This is a genomic window from Paenibacillus sp. 10L310 (assembly GCF_056395745.1).
Genome location: NZ_JBFTKC010000031.1, coordinates 31,841 through 49,607, shown reverse-complemented (window position 1 = coordinate 49,607; position 17,767 = coordinate 31,841). Strand labels below are relative to the sequence as shown.

Here is a 17,767-nt window from a genome sequence, read left to right as displayed (position 1 = left end):
AAGAGCGATAAGCTCATTTTGAATCTGACGAGATTAAAAATCTCATTTGTGCTCCAGCCGATTCAAGCCAAGGCTTGTCTCAAACTTTTGCGTTCATTCTGCAAGCAGAATGTTTACTCACTCGTTGTTCAGTTTTCAAAGATCAAACTCGTTTTTTCGTCACCATTTTCTCTCAGCGGCGACTTTTATAATATATCATACTCCGTTTGTTTTGGTCAAGTGTTTTTTTGAAATTATTTTTCGAAGTTCGCAATGAACTCCTTCATTTCATCTAAAGCATCTAACCAACCAAGCAAAGCAACGAGATATAATGTACCATATAAATATCCTGCGAGTCAACTATCCGAACAAAGAAATTTTCAACCCTAATAATAGCCCCACACCTGGCAATCCCAAAACAGTTACAGTCCCTATCGTTGCAGGGTTCAGCGGGATGTAGGTTCCTGTAATCCAGCCGGAATAATTCACGATATATATCCCTACTGCAGCCAGCACCAGATGAATTCCAAATGACGTGAAAAACGATAACCCTATCCGCTTTCTGAATAAAATAGCGATAAGCCCCAGTAAAGATATAACCAATACACTTCCCAGTATGATACTCTTCATATGTTACACCTCCGTGTTTAATGTAAACTGACTCTACATACTAACCCCTCGCTGTGATGTAACATCATCATTAGCTCTGACTCGCTTTGCTCTTCTCAAGTGGATCTGGTACTTCCGCTCAGCTGCCTCCAATACATAAATAGCATAATCAATCTCATCCTGCCCCTGTGCATCTTCAAACTGTCTCATAGCCCGTTCCCACTCCTGCTTAGCCATCTGAATATCTGCATAGATCTGATCCGCCTCAAGTTCCTTCAACATTCTGTTGTGTTTCTCTACCGAGTTCCGTGTATTTCGCCACAAAAACATAATCTCTCCCCCTCCTGATCAGCACAGCATATTCTCATACTTATCAGGGAAAGGACAAACTTAGAACTCGAGCGTTCATTTTCTTCACAAAAAAAAGAGAGCCCTAAGGCTCTCTTTGCACATCGAAACTTATTTAACATCCGAAGTTTCCAAGGAAGTCCGCTGCGTAATACAAATTGATCACACTAACGCATCTCCCTGCGACCTTCCAACGCTTTGGAAAGGGTCACTTCATCCGCATACTCAAGATCGCCACCTACAGGCAATCCATGCGCAATACGAGTCACACTGATCTCAAACGGACGCACCAACCGGGAGATGTACATCGCTGTAGCCTCACCCTCAATATTGGGGTTCGTTGCCAAGATGATCTCTTTTATACGTTCATCACTTAATCGAACCAGGAGTTCCTTCAAACGAATATCGTCTGGGCCAATTCCCTCCATAGGTGAAATCGCGCCCTGTAACACATGATAGTACCCATCGAATTCCTTGGTCCGCTCCATGGCCACCAGATCTTTCGAATCCTGAACTACACAGATTACAGATACATCCCTGGACTTATCCTGACATATGCGACATGGGTCCGTATCAGTAATATTACAACATACAGAACAGTAATGAAGATTACGCTTCACACTAACGAGCGCTTTGGCAAAATCGATAACGTCATCTTCCTTCATGTTAAGCACATGAAAAGCTAAACGCGCTGCCGTCTTGGGACCCACACCCGGCAACCGGGTGAAGGCATCAATCAGCTTGGCTATTGGTTCGGGATAATACAATCGATTGTGTCTCCTTTGACAGGATCAATTTTTTAATTAAAATAATCCCGGAATATTCATGCCGCCTGTGAACTTGCCCATATCCTTGTTGGCAATCTCATCGGCTTTGGCCATAGCATCATTAACAGCTGTCATAACGAGATCCTGCAACATTTCAACATCTTCCGGATCTACCGCTTCAGGTTTGATCGTGATAGCAAGCAATTTCTTGTGTCCGTTAACTTCAGCCGTCACTACACCGCCACCAGAAGTACCTTGGACTGTTTTGTCCGCCAGTTCCTCTTGTGCTTTCAGCATTTGCTCCTGCATTTTCTTCACTTGTTTCATCATTTGGTTCATGTTGTTCATAATTGTTCATCTCCTTTGTTATGGTTATCGCGCTATGCGCATTATTCTTTGATCACTACAAGATCCTCACCAAAGAGCTGGATGGCTTCATCAATCCAAGGCTGTTTGTTGCCTGAACCGCCGTCTTCATGCTCAGGTTCAAGCTTAAAGTCCTCCTTTGGCGCTTCAGAAGCTCCCTCCATTGCTCCGGTCCAATCTTTGAGCATCATCGTCACCAATCGTGCCGGACGCCCAAGTTGTTCGGACAACACCCGCTCAATGACTTCACGGTTAGCCTGCTTCTCCGTTGTTTCACGGTGAATGTTGTTTTTAAAAGCAACCAACACATTGTCTTCAAGCAATGATACCGGCTCACCATCCACAAACCAGGCGTGAACGGTAACCCTCTCTTCCTTCACTCGTTGCAGGATCTGACTCCATTTTTTGCTGATATCTGCGAACTCAGGAGCTCCCTTGCGTGCAACATACTGATCCAACTGTGCAGGAAGCTTCGCAGGCGAATTGCCTCTCGATACCGGCGCTCTTGTTGCCGGGCGAGATGGAGCACTCGATGAACCTTCCCCACCAGACAAACCACTTTTCAGTGCACGATCCAACTTCTTCTCCAACTCAGCAAGCTGCTGCTTCAAGCGGTTGATCTCTCCCCCATCAGCAGGTGCTGCATGAGCTGAAGATCCCACCTGAACAGAAGCCTCACCTTGAGCTGGAATACTACACAGTTTAAGCAATGCAACTTCAAATAATGTCTGTGGTTGTACTGCATATTTCATTTCACTCTGGTACCGATTAAGGGTGTCAATCATGCGGAACAGTTGTTCCTTGGTGAATGACTCCGCCATATCACGGAAAGACTCCGGATTAAGTACCCGGTCCGTCAGTTTATCTGCATCAGGTACCATCTTAATCATAAGCAAATCACGGAAATAATACAGTAAATTCTCCATGCACTTGTCTGCACTCTTTCCTTCATGCATGAAACCTTCAATCATCTGCAAAATATGACCAACATCACCCTTGAGCAGCGAAGCAGCCAATTTGGCAAATTGCTCTGAAGCAATTCCACCCGTCATGTCCATGACCTGCTGGTACGTTACTCGTCCATCCGTAAATGAAGAGATCTGATCCAGCACACTAAGTGCATCCCTCATTCCACCGTCCGATAAACGGGCAATGTATTGGAGCGCATCCTGGTCAGCTTCCATGCCTTCCTGTTCACAGATCAGTGTAAGTCTTGCTGTCTGCTCTTCCAGGGATACCCGGCGAAAATCAAATCGCTGACAGCGCGATATAATGGTAGCCGGAAGGCGGTGCGGTTCCGTTGTTGCCAAAATAAACATCACATGTGGTGGTGGCTCTTCCAATGTTTTGAGCAAAGCATTGAATGCCTCCGTTGTCAGCATGTGCACTTCATCAATAATATAGACTTTCTGCCGGACCTCGGTTGGCGCATATTTAACCTTTTCCCGAAGATCACGGATTTCTTCAACGCCCCGATTGGATGCAGCGTCAATCTCCTGCACATCCATCACAGCGCCAGTCGTAATTCTGCGGCAAGCTTCACACTCGTTACAAGGTTCAGGCGCAGGCCCACGTTCGCAGTTCACAGCTTTGGCCAAAATCTTGGCGGCACTTGTCTTTCCCGTTCCTCTGGGCCCGCTAAATAAGTAGGCATGGGAAGTCCGCTGTTCACGAATCGCGTTCTGCAAGGTCTGAATAATATGCTGTTGCCCCACCATATCTTGAAACGACTGGGGACGCCAAGCCCGGTATAACGCGATATGCTCCATGATGCGTTACCTTCCTTCCACTTCGCATTCGAGTCCTTTGTCGTTCCCCTATTATACTATATTCTAGGGTGAATCCAAACTTTATCTGACTCATTCATGCGTGGTTTATTAAGACATATCAAAAAGACCTCTGCATACATACAACTGCAAAGGTCTCTACATTTAAAAGGTAAGCCGTGCACCTGCTATCGATATTTGCGATCCAAGTGGCACCCCTGAACAATAGCTCGGGCTAGGCAACCCTCCGGCACAAGAGTGATCTCACTTATGGCTGCTTCCTTCCGGACCTGACCAGGTTCATGAGTACTCATTGCGGAGGACCCAACCGTCAACACCACGTTTAGGGACCAAACCTCACATCGGCAAAACCTCTAGCAGGAATTCAACCTCGCTATAGCGGATTGCGAGTTACAGGGCACCGCTACCTCCCCATCTAGCACGGTAAGAAATAGTATAACGTAAGGTTATCCAAATTGCAACCAGAGGAACGTGAATCGGACTATGCTTACATATAACATATAAAAACCCCTGCCAGATCAGCAGGGGTGTGTTGGATGCAATTAGCAGACAACTCCAAGAATTGTCCAATTAGATTCCGTATTTCTTTTTGAAACGATCAACACGGCCGCCAGCATCGATAAACTTCTGTTTACCTGTGAAGAACGGGTGGCACGCGGAGCAAATCTCTACACGAAGTCCGTCTTTAACCGAACCTGTCTCAAAAGTATTCCCGCAAGCGCAAGATACTTGACCAATCGTGTAATTAGGATGAATTGCTTCTTTCATTACCTTTCACCTCTTTCCGCCCTGAGCCTCAAGCGGACCCAGAGTAAATGGCACAACCCTGAGATTATAACACGACCTTGCGCCTGTTGCAATCCATTATTGTTAAGAGGTAATCAACCGTTTTGGACGTGCCATTCCAGCGGGTGGAACATGGGTATACGATCCAATCACAACACCAGGCAACTCGTCTTCAAAGATCTCAATCATCTGCTTCATGCCCAAGATATCACCTTGAGCAGGAGGAATTAATTCCAGATAGCTCTCTGGATCAATATTGAGATTACGCATCTGAATCAAGCGTAGATCGGTTCTTCTTGCAAACTCAATCATCGCCTCAATCTCTTCTTCACGATCTGTTACGCCTGGGAAGATCAGATAGTTAATGGACGTGTATACACCCTGCTGCGCTGCGTATTTCATCGACTTCTCAACATTGGCTAAGGTATAACCACGTGGTTTATAGTAGGCGTTATAATGGTCATCCAGTGCACTAATTGTACTTACACGCATCAGATCCAATCCAGCATCTACAATACCTCTAATGTGATCATTCAGACCGGCATTGGTATTAATGTTGATATACCCCATGTCCGTTACGGAACGCACTTCGCGAATCGCTTCAATAATCAGCTTGGCCTGCGTGGAAGGCTCCCCTTCACAACCTTGTCCAAAGCTAATGATGGACTCCGGCGTCTTCAGGTGTTCCAGCATAACCTCCACAATCTCATCCACACGTGGTCGGAAGTTCATACGTGTCTGCGGGGAAACAAAGCCGCTATCATCCGGTTGCTCGGAGATACACCCGAAACAGCCCGCATTGCAAGAATAGGATACCGGCACTCCACCTTCCCAACGATTCAGGAACGTGTTTGATGAAGTTAGACATTCATATCCAAGCGCACAGTTGGATAGATGGGTGTAAAGACGGTTCTCGGGGTATTGCTCCGTCAATCGTTTGACCCCGGAACGCACATCGTCACGATCACAGTTGAGTGGATTCCATTTTTCAGGACTATCCGACTTCGAAGCGGTGACATAGAAACTGCCATCTTTCCAGACTACTGCGGAATAGCCGAATAACGGCAATTTATACTCTTTATCCGTCTTCACATAACCAGGGAGACACAAACGAGTGAATCCCTGTGGAAGCAAAGCACCTACAGCCTGTGTGTCCGTTGGCATTGGTAACATCTCACCGGTATCCGGGTCCATACCAATGGGCCGGGTGCTTGGGAGTCCAACCAACGTTGCACCCTCTGGCAGAGGAATCAACTCATCCTCCATAATCTCAACGATCATATCTCCACTGCGGGCAAGCCCGTACAGGGAAGGATGATCAAATACATTGCCTTTTTCATCTGCGTATACTAAATACATGATGTTCTCCTCACATCTAATGGGTTAAACCTAACGACGAGTGTATTGTAAAATTCACAGCAACGCTATAAAAGTATGTTATTGGTCGAACGACACTTAAGTCGATGTACCTGACGTTGCTGTCTGTCTAGGTGAGCGACGGGTTGTTGTTGTACCCGAATTGCTTGTCGGGCTATTACCAGCCGAATCAAATGCGGCCAAAAACTCTGCATTTGTCTTACTGTTACGAAGTTTTTTCAGGAATCCTTCAACAAAGTCATGGGAATCATTCATGTTTTTACGAATTGCCCAGATTGTATCCAACTCTTCCTTGCTCAGCAACACTTCTTCACGACGTGTACCCGAACGACGAATGTCGATCGCCGGGAATATGCGGCGCTCTGCCAGACGACGGTCCAGATGGAGCTCCATGTTACCTGTACCCTTAAACTCTTCATAAATGACGTCATCCATACGTGATCCCGTATCAATTAATGCCGTTGCCAGGATCGTCAAGCTTCCGCCTTCCTCCACATTCCGGGCAGAACCGAAGAAACGTTTCGGACGATGGAACGCAGCTGGATCAATACCACCACTAAGTGTACGACCGGATGGTGGAATAACCAGGTTATATGCACGGGCGAGACGCGTAATGCTATCCAGCAGGATAACAACATCTTTTTTGGCCTCAACCAGACGAAGCGCACGCTCAAGCACCAATTCCGCCACCTTGATATGATTCTCAGGCAGTTCATCAAATGTCGAAGCCACAACTTCCCCTTTTACCGAACGCGACATATCCGTTACTTCCTCTGGACGTTCATCAATCAACAGGACAAACAGTTCAATTTCAGGATTGTTAGTTGAGATGCTGTTGGCAATTTCTTTGAGGAGAAGCGTTTTACCCGCTTTGGGAGGTGCTACGATCAATCCGCGCTGTCCCAATCCTACCGGGGCGAGCACATCCATAATTCGTGTGGACAAATGGTTGGGGGATGTTTCGAGAACCAGTTTTTTCTGCGGATACAGTGGGGTTAGTGCCGGGAAGTGAAGTCGCTCTGCAGCCGCCGATGGATTCTCACCATTTACAGCGTTGACTTGCAACAAACCGAAGTATCTCTCGTTTTCCTTAGGCGTTCTACACTTACCTGATACGAGGTCACCTGTTCTTAGGTCAAACTTGCGAATCTGAGAAGCTGAGATGTAGATGTCTTCCGTACTTGGCAAGTAGTTGATCGGCCGAAGAAATCCGTAACCTTCAGGTAAAATCTCGAGTACGCCTTGCATGAACATCAGGCCACTCTGTTCAGCTTGTGCACGCAGTATAGCAAAGATTAATTCTTTCTTTTTTAACGTACCATAGTACGGTATCTGATATTTTTTGGCCAGTTTGTAGAGGTCCGTTAGTTTCATTTCTTCCAAATCGGAAATTTGTAGATCCATATAATAACCACCTATTCAATTAATAAGTCCGTGTGAAATGGATAGTTTCGCTAGATGTTCCGGCTATAGAGAGCGGCGTCTGCCACAATCCCTTCTGTCCATTGTACGGAATGTAACCGTTATAATGCAAATACTTGTCTTTGAGTGTAAGTTTCCGGGTGGGATGGCCAACATTCGGCAATATCCGCTATTGAGTGAACGATGCATTGAGGCGATCAATCCGGATAGACCGGCTATGGAGCGCAGTTCAAACAAAACCGGGGGTTGGGGATGAGAAATGATGTTCTTACAGCCATATGAAGTTTATTTCAAAAAAAGACCCTCCGGTAAAGGAAACAGAAACATTTCGTCTTATGCCGGAGAGACTGAGAACTCTATTAAAACAGGTTTACCTAATCATCAAAAAGATATGCAGTTCAGTTAAAATAAACATGTGTAGGACTGAATCATGCATAATGCTTCTTATTAATCAGTTTCCCGCCATACATCTGCACCGAGCAGTCGCAGATTAGTCACCAGATGATCATAACCGCGGTCGATATATTCGACCCCCGTTACTTCGGTCACACCTTCACTGACGGTTAGACCTGCAATCACCAGCGCTGCTCCAGCGCGAAGATCGGATGCTTTTACTTTGGCCGCGTTTAATGCACTGCCTTCAATAATCGCTGACCGTCCTTCTACTCGAATCTTTGCACCCATCCGCACTAACTCAGGCACATGCTTGAATCGATTACTGTATACAAAGTCGCTCAGGACGCTCACACCGGTTGCCTGTGTCAAAACACTGGTCATTGGTGACTGTAGATCCGTTGGGAAACCAGGATATACAAGTGCCTTCACGTCCACATGGTTATAGCTTGGTTTACCAATGACACGTATACTTTCATCCAATTCCTCAATGCCAACACCCATTTCTAGCAGTTTTGCCGTTAAAGCTTCCAGATGTTTGGGAATCACATTGTCAATCAGAACATCTCCGCGCGTCGCCGCTGCAGCGATCATATACGTACCTGCTTGGATACGGTCCGGAATAATGGAATGACGGCAGCCTTTAAGCTCCGAGACCCCTTCAATACGGATCGTTTCGGTACCTGCACCCTTGATGCTGGCACCCATGGAATTCAGAAGTGTTGCTACATCTATAATCTCAGGCTCTTTAGCCGCGTTTTCGATAATTGTAGAGCCTTTGGCACGAGTAGCCGCCAGCATGATATTAATGGTTGCGCCGACACTGCTTACATCAAGATAGATTTTTGCTCCGCGCAGCTCTTTGGCATGCAAATGAATGGAGCCATGTTCGTTTGTTACGGTTGCGCCAAGCGCTTCAAACCCTTTGATATGTTGATCAATTGGACGAGGCTCAAAATTACAGCCCCCTGGTAAACCTATGGTCGCTTCTTTGAAACGCCCTAGCAATGCACCCATCATATAATACGAAGCACGAAGCTTCTTCACGGGACCATTCGGCATAGGAATGGATTTGATGTCAGAAGGGTCAATCTTCATCTGACTGCCTTCCCAAGTCACATGTGCTCCGAGTTCCTCCAAAATTTCTGCATAAACCGCCACGTCACTCAAAAGCGGCAGGTTGTCCAACACGACTTCTGACTCGGCAAGCAATGCTGCAGGAATAAGCGCAATGGCGCTGTTCTTGGCGCCGCTTATAGTTACAGTTCCCTGTAACGGACGTCCGCCACTAATCATCAATTTTTCCATAAAGCTTAATGTCCCCCTACGTGTTTTGCAGCCGATGAACGGCAATACGTGCTGTTGGCTTCCGATGTAGAAATAAGGTGTGAAAATGGAAAGACACCGGCTAGGCGGTGTTTTTCCATTTCACAGTATGGAACTGGTAAAGATAAATTACGCTTTGTTGTTAGAACCAAACTCGCGGATTTTACCTTTAACGGTTTCTTTAATTGCTTCACGGCCTGGTACGATGAATGTACGTGGATCGTAAGCGTCTGGTTTAGCTGCAAGCACTTCACGAACCACTCTTGCAAAAGCAATTTGGTTCTCTGTGTTTACGTTGATTTTGGACGTACCCAGGGAAATGGCTTTGTCGATGTCGTGTTTAGGAATACCTGTACCACCGTGCAATACGAGTGGAACTTGTACCGCGTCACGAACTTCTTCCATTTCTTTGAAGCCCAGGTTAGGCTCGCCATGGTAAGGACCGTGTACGGAACCAAGAGCTGGTGCCAATGTATCGATACCTGTTTCTTTAACGATACGGATACACTCGTTCAAGTCAGCGTACATGATACCGCCGATAACGTCGTCTTCTTGTCCGCCTACAGTACCTACTTCAGCTTCTACAGAAACGCCTTTAGCGTGTGCATATTCAACAACTTTTTTAGTCATTTCGATGTTCTCATCGATAGAGTGGTGGGAACCGTCGATCATTACGGATGTGAATCCAGCGTCGATCGCTTCTTTACACTTGTCGAAGCTTGAACCGTGGTCCAGGTGAATTGCAACTGGAACAGTGATTTTCATGTCGTGAATGAGTCCTTCTACCATTTTAACTACAGTGTAGAAGCCACCAATGTGACGTGCTGCGCCTTCGGATACACCCAAGATTACTGGGGATTTCTCTTCTTCAGCAGCACCAAGAATCGCTTGAGTCCACTCAAGGTTATTGATGTTGTATTGACCAACTGCATATTTTCCTTCAAGTGCTTTGTTCAACATGTCTGTCATAGATACTAATGGCATGGTTTCAATCCTCCTAGGGGTTTGGGTTGTGTCTATGGTTTTTAGCCGAAATCACATACGGGCTTATTATACCACATCCCATGTCAAATACTAAACAAGCATTTGCAAAAATGCTGTGCTTTGCAGCACAGTTTTCATAGACACCGCTTTATAACTTCCCCATTTCCAATATTCCCCGGATAAAGGAGTGAAATACCTCATTTTCCCACCAAGTACCTTCTATGTTCTCCACACGCAAAAAAATCCTGTATCAACAGGATTCAGCTGCATTTATTGGCGGTACCGTTGCGAAGTTGCATATTCACAGCCACTCGCATCTCGTCGATATCAAACGGTTTCGTAAAGTGCATGAGCGCTCCGAGATCCGTGGCTTCCTTAATCATGTCCAGTTCACCATAAGCGGTCATCATGATCACCTTGATACCCGGATCAATTTCTTTAATATGCTTCAGGATTTCCAGACCGTCCATCCCAGGAATCTTCATATCGAGCAATACCAGGTCAGGCTTGTCATTATTCACAATCTCCAGAGCAACCTTGCCGTTGGGTGCTTGAAACGTGTTATACCCCTCACTGCTGAACACTTCCATTAACAGGATTCGAATACCATTCTGGTCATCAACAATCAAAACTTTTTTATCTTCCACTCTGTAACCTCCTAGAATTAGGAAAGCATGCACACCTTCGAATCTGGATAACTATCCCATAGTCGTCATGATAAGTATTCTACCTCTTCCATTAAAATCCTGCTACCTTCACAAAATGACAAAAAGCATTTTCACCCACTTTTTACGAAAAAAAAAAAGGATGTTCCGGCATCCACTATGGTTGCCAGGAACATCCCCAATATCTATTACGTTAACACAAAAAATTTATTACTTCTGCGCATTCTCCAGAGAAGCTTTTACAAAATCACGGAACAATGGTTGCGGACGGTTCGGACGGGAAGTGAATTCCGGATGGAACTGTACCGCCAGGAACCATGGGTGTCCTGGAAGTTCCACGATCTCAACCAGACGTCCATCCGGGGATGTACCCGAGATAACCAGTCCTGCTTTTTCGATCGTTTCACGGTATTCATTGTTGAACTCATACCGGTGACGGTGTCTCTCATACACCAGCTCGTCATCATAACAAGCCATCGCCAAAGAACCTTCCTGAAGCTTACAAGGATACAGACCCAGACGCATCGTGCCACCCAGATTCTCGATATCTTTTTGCTCAGGCAACAGGTCAATCACAGGGAATTCCGTAGCCGGATTAATTTCGGAACTGTTCGCACCATTCAAGCCAACGATGGAACGTGCATACTCAATAACGGAAACCTGCATACCCAGGCAAATACCGAAGAACGGAATTTGTTTCTCACGAGCATAACGGATTGCCGATACTTTACCTTCAATACCACGATCTCCGAATCCACCAGGAACAAGGATACCGCCAATACCATGTAACAGGTCGCCTACATTCTCATCCGTAATATCTTCAGAAGGAACCCAGCGAATTTTCACATCAGCATTGGATGCAAATCCTGCATGAGACAACGACTCAACAACACTCAGGTATGCATCATGCAACGCTACATATTTACCAACAATAGCGATCTCAACTGTATGCTCCAACTTGTTGATCCGGTCAACCAGCCCTTCCCACTCGCTCATATCCGGTGCAGGAGTAGTCAGTTTCAGGTGATTTACCACGATCTCATCCAAGCCTTCTTCACGCAGGTTCAAAGGTACTTGATACAACGTGTCTGCGTCACGACATTCAACCACGGCATTCTCATCAATGTCGCAGAAGAGAGCGATCTTGGCTTTCATGTCTTTAGACAATTCATACTCCGTACGGCATACAATCACATTCGGTTGAATACCGATGCTGCGTAATTCCTTAACACTATGTTGCGTTGGTTTTGTTTTCACTTCACCAGCTGCTTTGATATAAGGAATAAGTGTTACGTGGATGTACATCACATTGTCGCGACCTACATCACTCTTGATCTGACGGATAGCTTCCAGGAAAGGCAAACTCTCAATGTCGCCCACTGTTCCACCAATTTCCGTAATAACCACATCCGAACCCGCTTCACGTCCAGCGCGGAATACACGCTCTTTGATCTCGTTCGTAATGTGTGGAATAACTTGTACCGTTCCGCCCAGATATTCCCCGCGCCGCTCTTTGCTGATGACGGAAGAGTATACTTTACCAGTCGTGACGTTGCTGTTTTTGGAGAGATTGATATCAATAAAACGTTCATAGTGGCCAAGGTCCAGATCCGTTTCCGCGCCATCATCCGTTACAAAAACCTCGCCGTGCTGATAAGGACTCATTGTTCCCGGGTCGATGTTAATATATGGATCAAATTTCTGGATCGTTACCTTAAGCCCTCTGTTTTTCAGCAATCTGCCCAGAGAAGCAGCCGTAATCCCTTTGCCCAGGGAGGACACAACTCCGCCCGTCACGAAAATATACTTTGTCACTGTTATTACCCTCCTAATATAAGTACAGAAATTCAGGCGATATATGGTGTTATCGTAACCTGTTTCCCAGGTAATCATCGTTAAAAAGAGCAATGGCAGAAATTCCCTGCATCTGCGAACTGCTCTTTCTGCGAAGACGGTTTAAATACACGTTGTTCTACAGCAAAAAATGGTGCAAATATTCCGATGGCCTTCATTCCATTTGGTGTTTTTGATATACAAAAACGGGCCACGAAATGTTGGCCGGGAGCATACGGAAAAAAATCATTTTGCAAAATTATGCCTCTAAAAATACAAAAAAAAGTACTCCCGCAGGACGGGGCACCTTCTATAAAAAACATAAATATATTGTCGCTCATTCATAAGCCCATGCAATAGTTTACCCGTTACCCCGTCTGCTGTCAAGGCTGACTATTCCGGGGAAACGGGTAAATTATAGACGTCAAAAATGACTACCGATTATCAGAATCGTCGTCAAATTCATCCTCGTTTTCGGACTCTTCTTCGTCTTCTTCGAGGTCTTCATCTTCCAGATCGTCATCTTCAACCAGCACTTCTTCTTCGCTGTCTTCTTCGTCAAAGATGTCGTCTTCTTCTTCCTCTTCTTCGTCTTCTTCTTCCTCTTTATCCGTGCTGTCGAAGCCTTCATCGCTGCTATAGCTGTCTTCTTCTTCACCGAAGTCTTCATCTTCCAGATCATCGTCTTCATCGTTGATGATACGCGGACGCTTCGCACCCGTCATGGAATCTTCTGTTCCAGCTACCGGATACCAGCGCTTTAAGCCCCACAGACTTGTACCGACGCAAGCAAAACGGCCATCGATATTAATCTCGGTATATAGCTGGGCGATAAACTCGTTGATTTCTTCATCAGTCATTCCGCGCTGCTTCGCTACCTCATTCATTAAGTCACGATAGTAATACGGCGTATTAGCCGCTTTCAGCACCATAAAGGCAAGGTCCACCAAAGGGATCTCTTTTACCTTTTCTTTATCAATTTTCAAATTGAGCGAGGTACTCACTGCAGACACTTCCTCTCACACAAAATTCACTTTTTAACCCCTACGAACTGGACTGTTACGTATAACATATCCATTAACAAACCTAAGTAAAACCTATTTAGCGTTAAAAAGCAAGTTTTTATGTACGGATGTGACGCAAATGCGGAGAGCAGCAACAATATGTCCACATATTAAACGTGAAGTGACATCAAACCCACAGGAATATCCTCTTTGCCAAAGAGACAACTCCATAATAAAAAAGACGGAGTCCCCTCCGCCTTCTGACTGTATACCCTTGGAGGATTACTCCTCACCAGGTTCCCCGCAAGAGCCCTCTAGCTCTCCATCCATCATATGTCCCTGCGCCCGTTTTGACACGAAGAGAATGTGTTTTTGTAAAAAAAGGGCAAGTTCCCCATGCGGCGGGATGAGCGCATTCATAGAATACCTCAGCATGTTCATCCCGAAGGGGGCTGCCCATTATGGACTATACTGGTTTATTGCATCAATTGATTGACGGAATGCGACGCCCTGAACCAGAACAGGGAGGGCGATATTTGATCCGATTTGCCAAACCGCAGCAGTACGAGGCCTGTCTCGTAGAATTGTCCCGAATGCGGAATGAATTCACCGACCTTGGGGCTGTCCGTTCCTCGCGACTAGCTCGTTCCATTATCGCTCCAGTCCAACGCCCGGAGGACCTATACCGCTATGGGGATGAAATTACGATTGAAGAAGACGTTCCCATCTCCCTTCATGCCAACGCACTCCACAGCAAACCAAGCAATGCTCAAGGCATACCCTGGGGAGTGAAGCAGATTCGGGCGCCCAAAGTATGGTCTGTGTCTACCGGACACCGGATTAAAATCGGTGTGATTGATACAGGTGCTGATTATCACCATCCTGATCTTCGTTATTCCCTGGCACGCGGAATCAATCTGTTAAACCGCAGCCTGCTTCCTCATGATGATAACGGACACGGCACCCACATAGCAGGGACTATCGCTGCTGCCAACAGTACCGCAGGCATGATTGGTGTAGCTCCACGCTCCCTGATCTATCCGGTGAAAGCATTTGACCACAACGGATCGGCTTATGTATCCGATATTGTACTTGGCATCGACTGGTGTGTGCGCAACAAGGTCGATATCATCAATATGAGCTTCGGCATGAAAACACGCAGCAAGGCGCTTCTTGACGTTGTCAATCGTGCATACCATGCTGGAATCGTTATTGTTGCTTCGTCAGGAAATGACGGCAAACGCCGCAGTATTGATTACCCTGCACGGTATCCCCAGACCATATCTGTTGGGGCAACCGACAAAAACAGACGTATTGCGTCCTTCAGCAATCGTGGCGCATATGTGGATGTCTATGCACCCGGTGATAAAATTGTCTCCTCCTGGGTACAAGGAAAGCATCACGAGATGAGCGGCACATCCATGGCGACGTCCCATGTGAGTGGCGCTATCGCCTTGCTACTCTCCAAACATCCGGGGTTATCCCCTAGTGAAATCAAGACACTCGTCAAACGTGCTACGATCCCTTTGCGTGCTCGCAAGACTACCACAGCAAAGAGCAAGGTGCGTGGTGGTGAGATTGATGCCCTGAAGCTAATGCAGGAGGGCGGGGAGTGAGCCAGCTCTGTCAGCCGTCAGCCGAACTTGATTGAGGCTTCGTGGCGAAACGCAGTAGCCCGGACCAGGCAGTACGCACGAGGGAGTATTACGTAGCGGCTGAAACTCTAGGTTACGCCCACTGTGATGTCAGAGCAGGCTAGTGTGCCTTGGATGGGTCAGGCATTTCGTTTTCTTCAACTCCGGGTACACAATAAAAAAAGTCTCCATGTACCACGTTGCAGTTGCAACGTGGACTTGGAGACTTTTTTGTTAGGCAGAGCGGCGGATGTGCCGCTAGCCTGGAATTTACATTTTGTCAGGAGCGGTTACGCCTACCAGACGAAGCGCTGTTGCGATAACGGTACGTACAGCACCGATCAGTGCCAGACGTGCTTGAGTTTGCTGCGTGTCTTCCGTAATGACACGTTCTGCACGATAGTAGCTGTGGAACAGGGATGCCAACTCGTATACATAACGGATGATACGATGAGGCGCATATCCTGTTGCTGCTGCCGAGATTTCCTCAGGCAACTCTCCCATTTTGCGGAGAAGGTCATACTCGTGCTCTGTTGTCAGCTTGGACAGGTCAATCTGTGCCAGTGGCAACAGTTCAATACCTTGTTCTTCAGCCTGACGGTATACGCTACATACACGGGCATGCGCGTATTGTACGTAGAATACCGGATTCTCATTGGATGTCGAAATCGCAAGGTCCATGTCAAAGTCCAGATGGGAGTCCATGCTGCGCATTGTGAAGAAGTAACGGATGGCATCAATGCCGACTTCATCCATCAGATCTTCCATCGTTACAGCTTTACCTGTACGCTTGGACATCTTCACTTTTTCACCGTTCTGGAACAAGCTCACCATCTGTGCAATCAAGACCACCAGTTTCTCAGGGTCATTACCCAGTGCTTGCATCGCGGCTTTCATCCGTGGAATATATCCATGGTGATCGGCACCCCAGATGTTGATCATCGTGTCGTATCCACGAGCATATTTGTCGCGGTGATAAGCAATATCTGGCGTCAGGTAAGTATACGTGCCATCGTTCTTGATCAATACACGTTCTTTGTCGTCACCGTACTGCATCGTTTTCAACCAAGTTGCTCCATCTTGCTCATAGATCTCATTACGGTCACGCAATTCATCAAGCACTCGCAGCACTTCTCCGTTATCGTACAGGGAAGTTTCGCTGAACCAGATGTCAAAGTTAACACGGAAGCGATTCAAGTCACGTTTGATCTTGTCCAGTTCCTTCTCCAGACCAAAGTCACGGAAATAAGCCGCACGGTCACCCGGATGCATGGACAGCAATTCGTCACCCTTTTCAGCAACAAGCTGCTTGGCGAATCCTTTAATATCTTCACCGTGATAACCGTCTTCAGGCATCTCAGCATCCTGACCCAGCTCTTGCAGATAACGAGCTTCAATGGAACGAGCCAGATTAAACACCTGATTACCTGCGTCATTAATGTAGTATTCACGGGTTACATCATATCCTGCGTAGTCAAGGATGTTACATAGTGCATCACCTACAGCTGCTCCACGGGCATGACCCAGATGCAGGCTGCCTGTCGGGTTGGCACTGACAAACTCCATCTCGACTTTGCGTCCTTCTCCGATGTTAATTCTTCCGTAATCTTTACCCTGCTCCTGCACAAGCGCAAGTACTGGATAAAGGTAACTCTTGTCCAATTTGAAGTTAATGAATCCTGGGCCCGCAATCTCAGCCTTCTCGATTCCTGCTTCAGCCAGATTCAGATTGGCAATGATCTCTTCAGCAATCTGACGCGGATTGCGCTTGGCAATCTTGGTCAGCTGCATGGCAGCATTGGTCGCCAAGTCTCCATGTGTCTTCTCACGCGGCACTTCCAATGTGATGGCTGGCAATTCGTCCTGCGTAACAATTCCGGCCGTCACAATGGCGTTGCCGATGGCCGTACTTACCCGTTCGTTAATCGTATCTAGTGGATTACGTGTCATGAAATTGGTTCCTCCTGTATATGCAAACTAATCGCGAAATGTCCAGATTCTTCATCAAAGCGGTAAAAGTCGTAGCTCCACGCTGCGCGTGCGCTCAATCCCTGAATGGAAAGTTCCAGCTTCTGTGTATGCGTGGACAGGGCAAACGACATGTATGGTGATCGGTAGAAACCAGGAAGCTTCCGATTCAACTCAAAAGTCTGCTCCGATTCCACCTCACCATGACGTATAATCTTGATGGATTGTCCGCCCAGCTTCAATGTTGTACGGGTTGTACCTCCCTCAGGTCCAACCTGCGGTTCTTCATAACGAACATAAAGAACAGACCCTTTTAACACGGCTTCACCCTGCATTTCCTGCAGCACATCTTCACCTTCATAACGGCTGTGCAGCCGGATGTGTACCGGTCGCATGTTCGACATGAATGTTAACCTCCATTATATTCGAGGCGACGCAAAATCAGGCACGGCTGGTGAGAACAGCCCTTCCCGTATTGTTGTGTCGCTATACGCGCTCATATTCCCGGATAGCTCGCTA

17 protein-coding genes and 1 other RNA gene are annotated in these 17,767 nt (G+C 46.7%); 1 reads left to right on the top strand and 17 read right to left on the bottom strand.

The genetic code is table 11. The annotated features are described in order from the left end of the window. Window positions 1-339 precede the first annotated feature (339 nt). The 15 genes from AC1DE7_RS30675 to rpoE all read right to left on the bottom strand — a co-directional run bounded on the left by AC1DE7_RS30675 (window position 340) and on the right by rpoE (window position 13,646). Window positions 340-609 (bottom strand): pro-sigmaK processing inhibitor BofA family protein, encoded by a 270-nt coding sequence (locus tag AC1DE7_RS30675; RefSeq protein WP_477535805.1) that lies wholly within the window; start codon window positions 607-609, stop codon window positions 340-342. A 33-nt stretch (window positions 610-642) separates the two neighbouring features. Continuing rightward, entirely contained in the window at window positions 643-870 is a 228-nt protein-coding gene (locus AC1DE7_RS30670) for a DUF2508 family protein (protein WP_477535806.1), read from the bottom strand. A gap of 233 nt (window positions 871-1,103) precedes the next feature. Then, entirely contained in the window at window positions 1,104-1,703 is a 600-nt protein-coding gene (gene recR / locus AC1DE7_RS30665; RefSeq protein WP_036607246.1) for a recombination mediator RecR, read from the bottom strand. Window positions 1,704-1,739: 36 nt separating this feature from the next. Next, window positions 1,740-2,051: a YbaB/EbfC family nucleoid-associated protein gene (locus tag AC1DE7_RS30660; protein WP_036607248.1), complete on the bottom strand. Its 312-nt coding sequence runs from the start codon at window positions 2,049-2,051 to the stop codon at window positions 1,740-1,742. 41 nt (window positions 2,052-2,092) lie between these two features. Then, entirely contained in the window at window positions 2,093-3,838 is a 1,746-nt protein-coding gene (gene dnaX, locus AC1DE7_RS30655; RefSeq protein ID WP_477535804.1) for a DNA polymerase III subunit gamma/tau, read from the bottom strand. A gap of 174 nt (window positions 3,839-4,012) precedes the next feature. Continuing rightward, window positions 4,013-4,280: signal recognition particle sRNA large type (ffs, locus tag AC1DE7_RS30650), an RNA gene on the bottom strand. Between the two features lie 146 nt (window positions 4,281-4,426). Then, window positions 4,427-4,624: a 50S ribosomal protein L31 gene (gene rpmE, locus AC1DE7_RS30645; RefSeq protein ID WP_036607255.1), complete on the bottom strand. Its 198-nt coding sequence runs from the start codon at window positions 4,622-4,624 to the stop codon at window positions 4,427-4,429. A gap of 102 nt (window positions 4,625-4,726) precedes the next feature. Then, window positions 4,727-6,001 carry a radical SAM family protein gene (locus AC1DE7_RS30640; RefSeq protein WP_477535803.1) on the bottom strand — a complete coding sequence of 425 codons (1,275 nt, stop codon included), beginning with the start codon at window positions 5,999-6,001 and terminating at the stop codon, window positions 4,727-4,729. Window positions 6,002-6,097: 96 nt separating this feature from the next. Continuing rightward, window positions 6,098-7,423 (bottom strand): transcription termination factor Rho, encoded by a 1,326-nt coding sequence (rho, locus tag AC1DE7_RS30635; RefSeq protein ID WP_036607258.1) that lies wholly within the window; start codon window positions 7,421-7,423, stop codon window positions 6,098-6,100. 465 nt (window positions 7,424-7,888) lie between these two features. Next, window positions 7,889-9,142, bottom strand: coding sequence for a UDP-N-acetylglucosamine 1-carboxyvinyltransferase (locus AC1DE7_RS30630; protein ID WP_036607261.1), 1,254 nt, complete (start codon window positions 9,140-9,142; stop codon window positions 7,889-7,891). Between the two features lie 147 nt (window positions 9,143-9,289). After that, window positions 9,290-10,144, bottom strand: coding sequence for a class II fructose-1,6-bisphosphate aldolase (gene fba / locus AC1DE7_RS30625; protein WP_036607263.1), 855 nt, complete (start codon window positions 10,142-10,144; stop codon window positions 9,290-9,292). A 260-nt stretch (window positions 10,145-10,404) separates the two neighbouring features. Further along, window positions 10,405-10,791 (bottom strand): response regulator, encoded by a 387-nt coding sequence (locus AC1DE7_RS30620; RefSeq protein ID WP_017691292.1) that lies wholly within the window; start codon window positions 10,789-10,791, stop codon window positions 10,405-10,407. 228 nt (window positions 10,792-11,019) lie between these two features. After that, window positions 11,020-12,624 (bottom strand): CTP synthase, encoded by a 1,605-nt coding sequence (locus tag AC1DE7_RS30615; RefSeq protein WP_100528576.1) that lies wholly within the window; start codon window positions 12,622-12,624, stop codon window positions 11,020-11,022. Window positions 12,625-12,704: 80 nt separating this feature from the next. Beyond that, entirely contained in the window at window positions 12,705-12,983 is a 279-nt protein-coding gene (locus AC1DE7_RS30610; protein ID WP_165789966.1) for a hypothetical protein, read from the bottom strand. Between the two features lie 93 nt (window positions 12,984-13,076). Continuing rightward, entirely contained in the window at window positions 13,077-13,646 is a 570-nt protein-coding gene (gene rpoE / locus AC1DE7_RS30605; RefSeq protein ID WP_036607268.1) for a DNA-directed RNA polymerase subunit delta, read from the bottom strand. 461 nt (window positions 13,647-14,107) lie between these two features. Here rpoE and AC1DE7_RS30600 point away from each other — a divergent pair, with 461 nt between their 5' ends. Next, complete coding sequence (locus tag AC1DE7_RS30600; RefSeq protein ID WP_036667694.1) at window positions 14,108-15,262, top strand: S8 family peptidase; 1,155 nt, start codon at window positions 14,108-14,110, stop codon at window positions 15,260-15,262. Between the two features lie 288 nt (window positions 15,263-15,550). On the opposite strand, the gene argS is transcribed toward AC1DE7_RS30600, so the two are convergent. Next, window positions 15,551-17,230, bottom strand: a complete 1,680-nt coding sequence (gene argS / locus AC1DE7_RS30595; protein ID WP_036667693.1) for an arginine--tRNA ligase — start codon at window positions 17,228-17,230, stop codon at window positions 15,551-15,553. Further along, window positions 17,227-17,652 carry a YwiB family protein gene (locus AC1DE7_RS30590; protein ID WP_017691299.1) on the bottom strand — a complete coding sequence of 142 codons (426 nt, stop codon included), beginning with the start codon at window positions 17,650-17,652 and terminating at the stop codon, window positions 17,227-17,229. The genes argS and AC1DE7_RS30590 overlap by 4 nt, the downstream gene beginning before the upstream one ends. Window positions 17,653-17,767 lie beyond the last annotated feature (115 nt).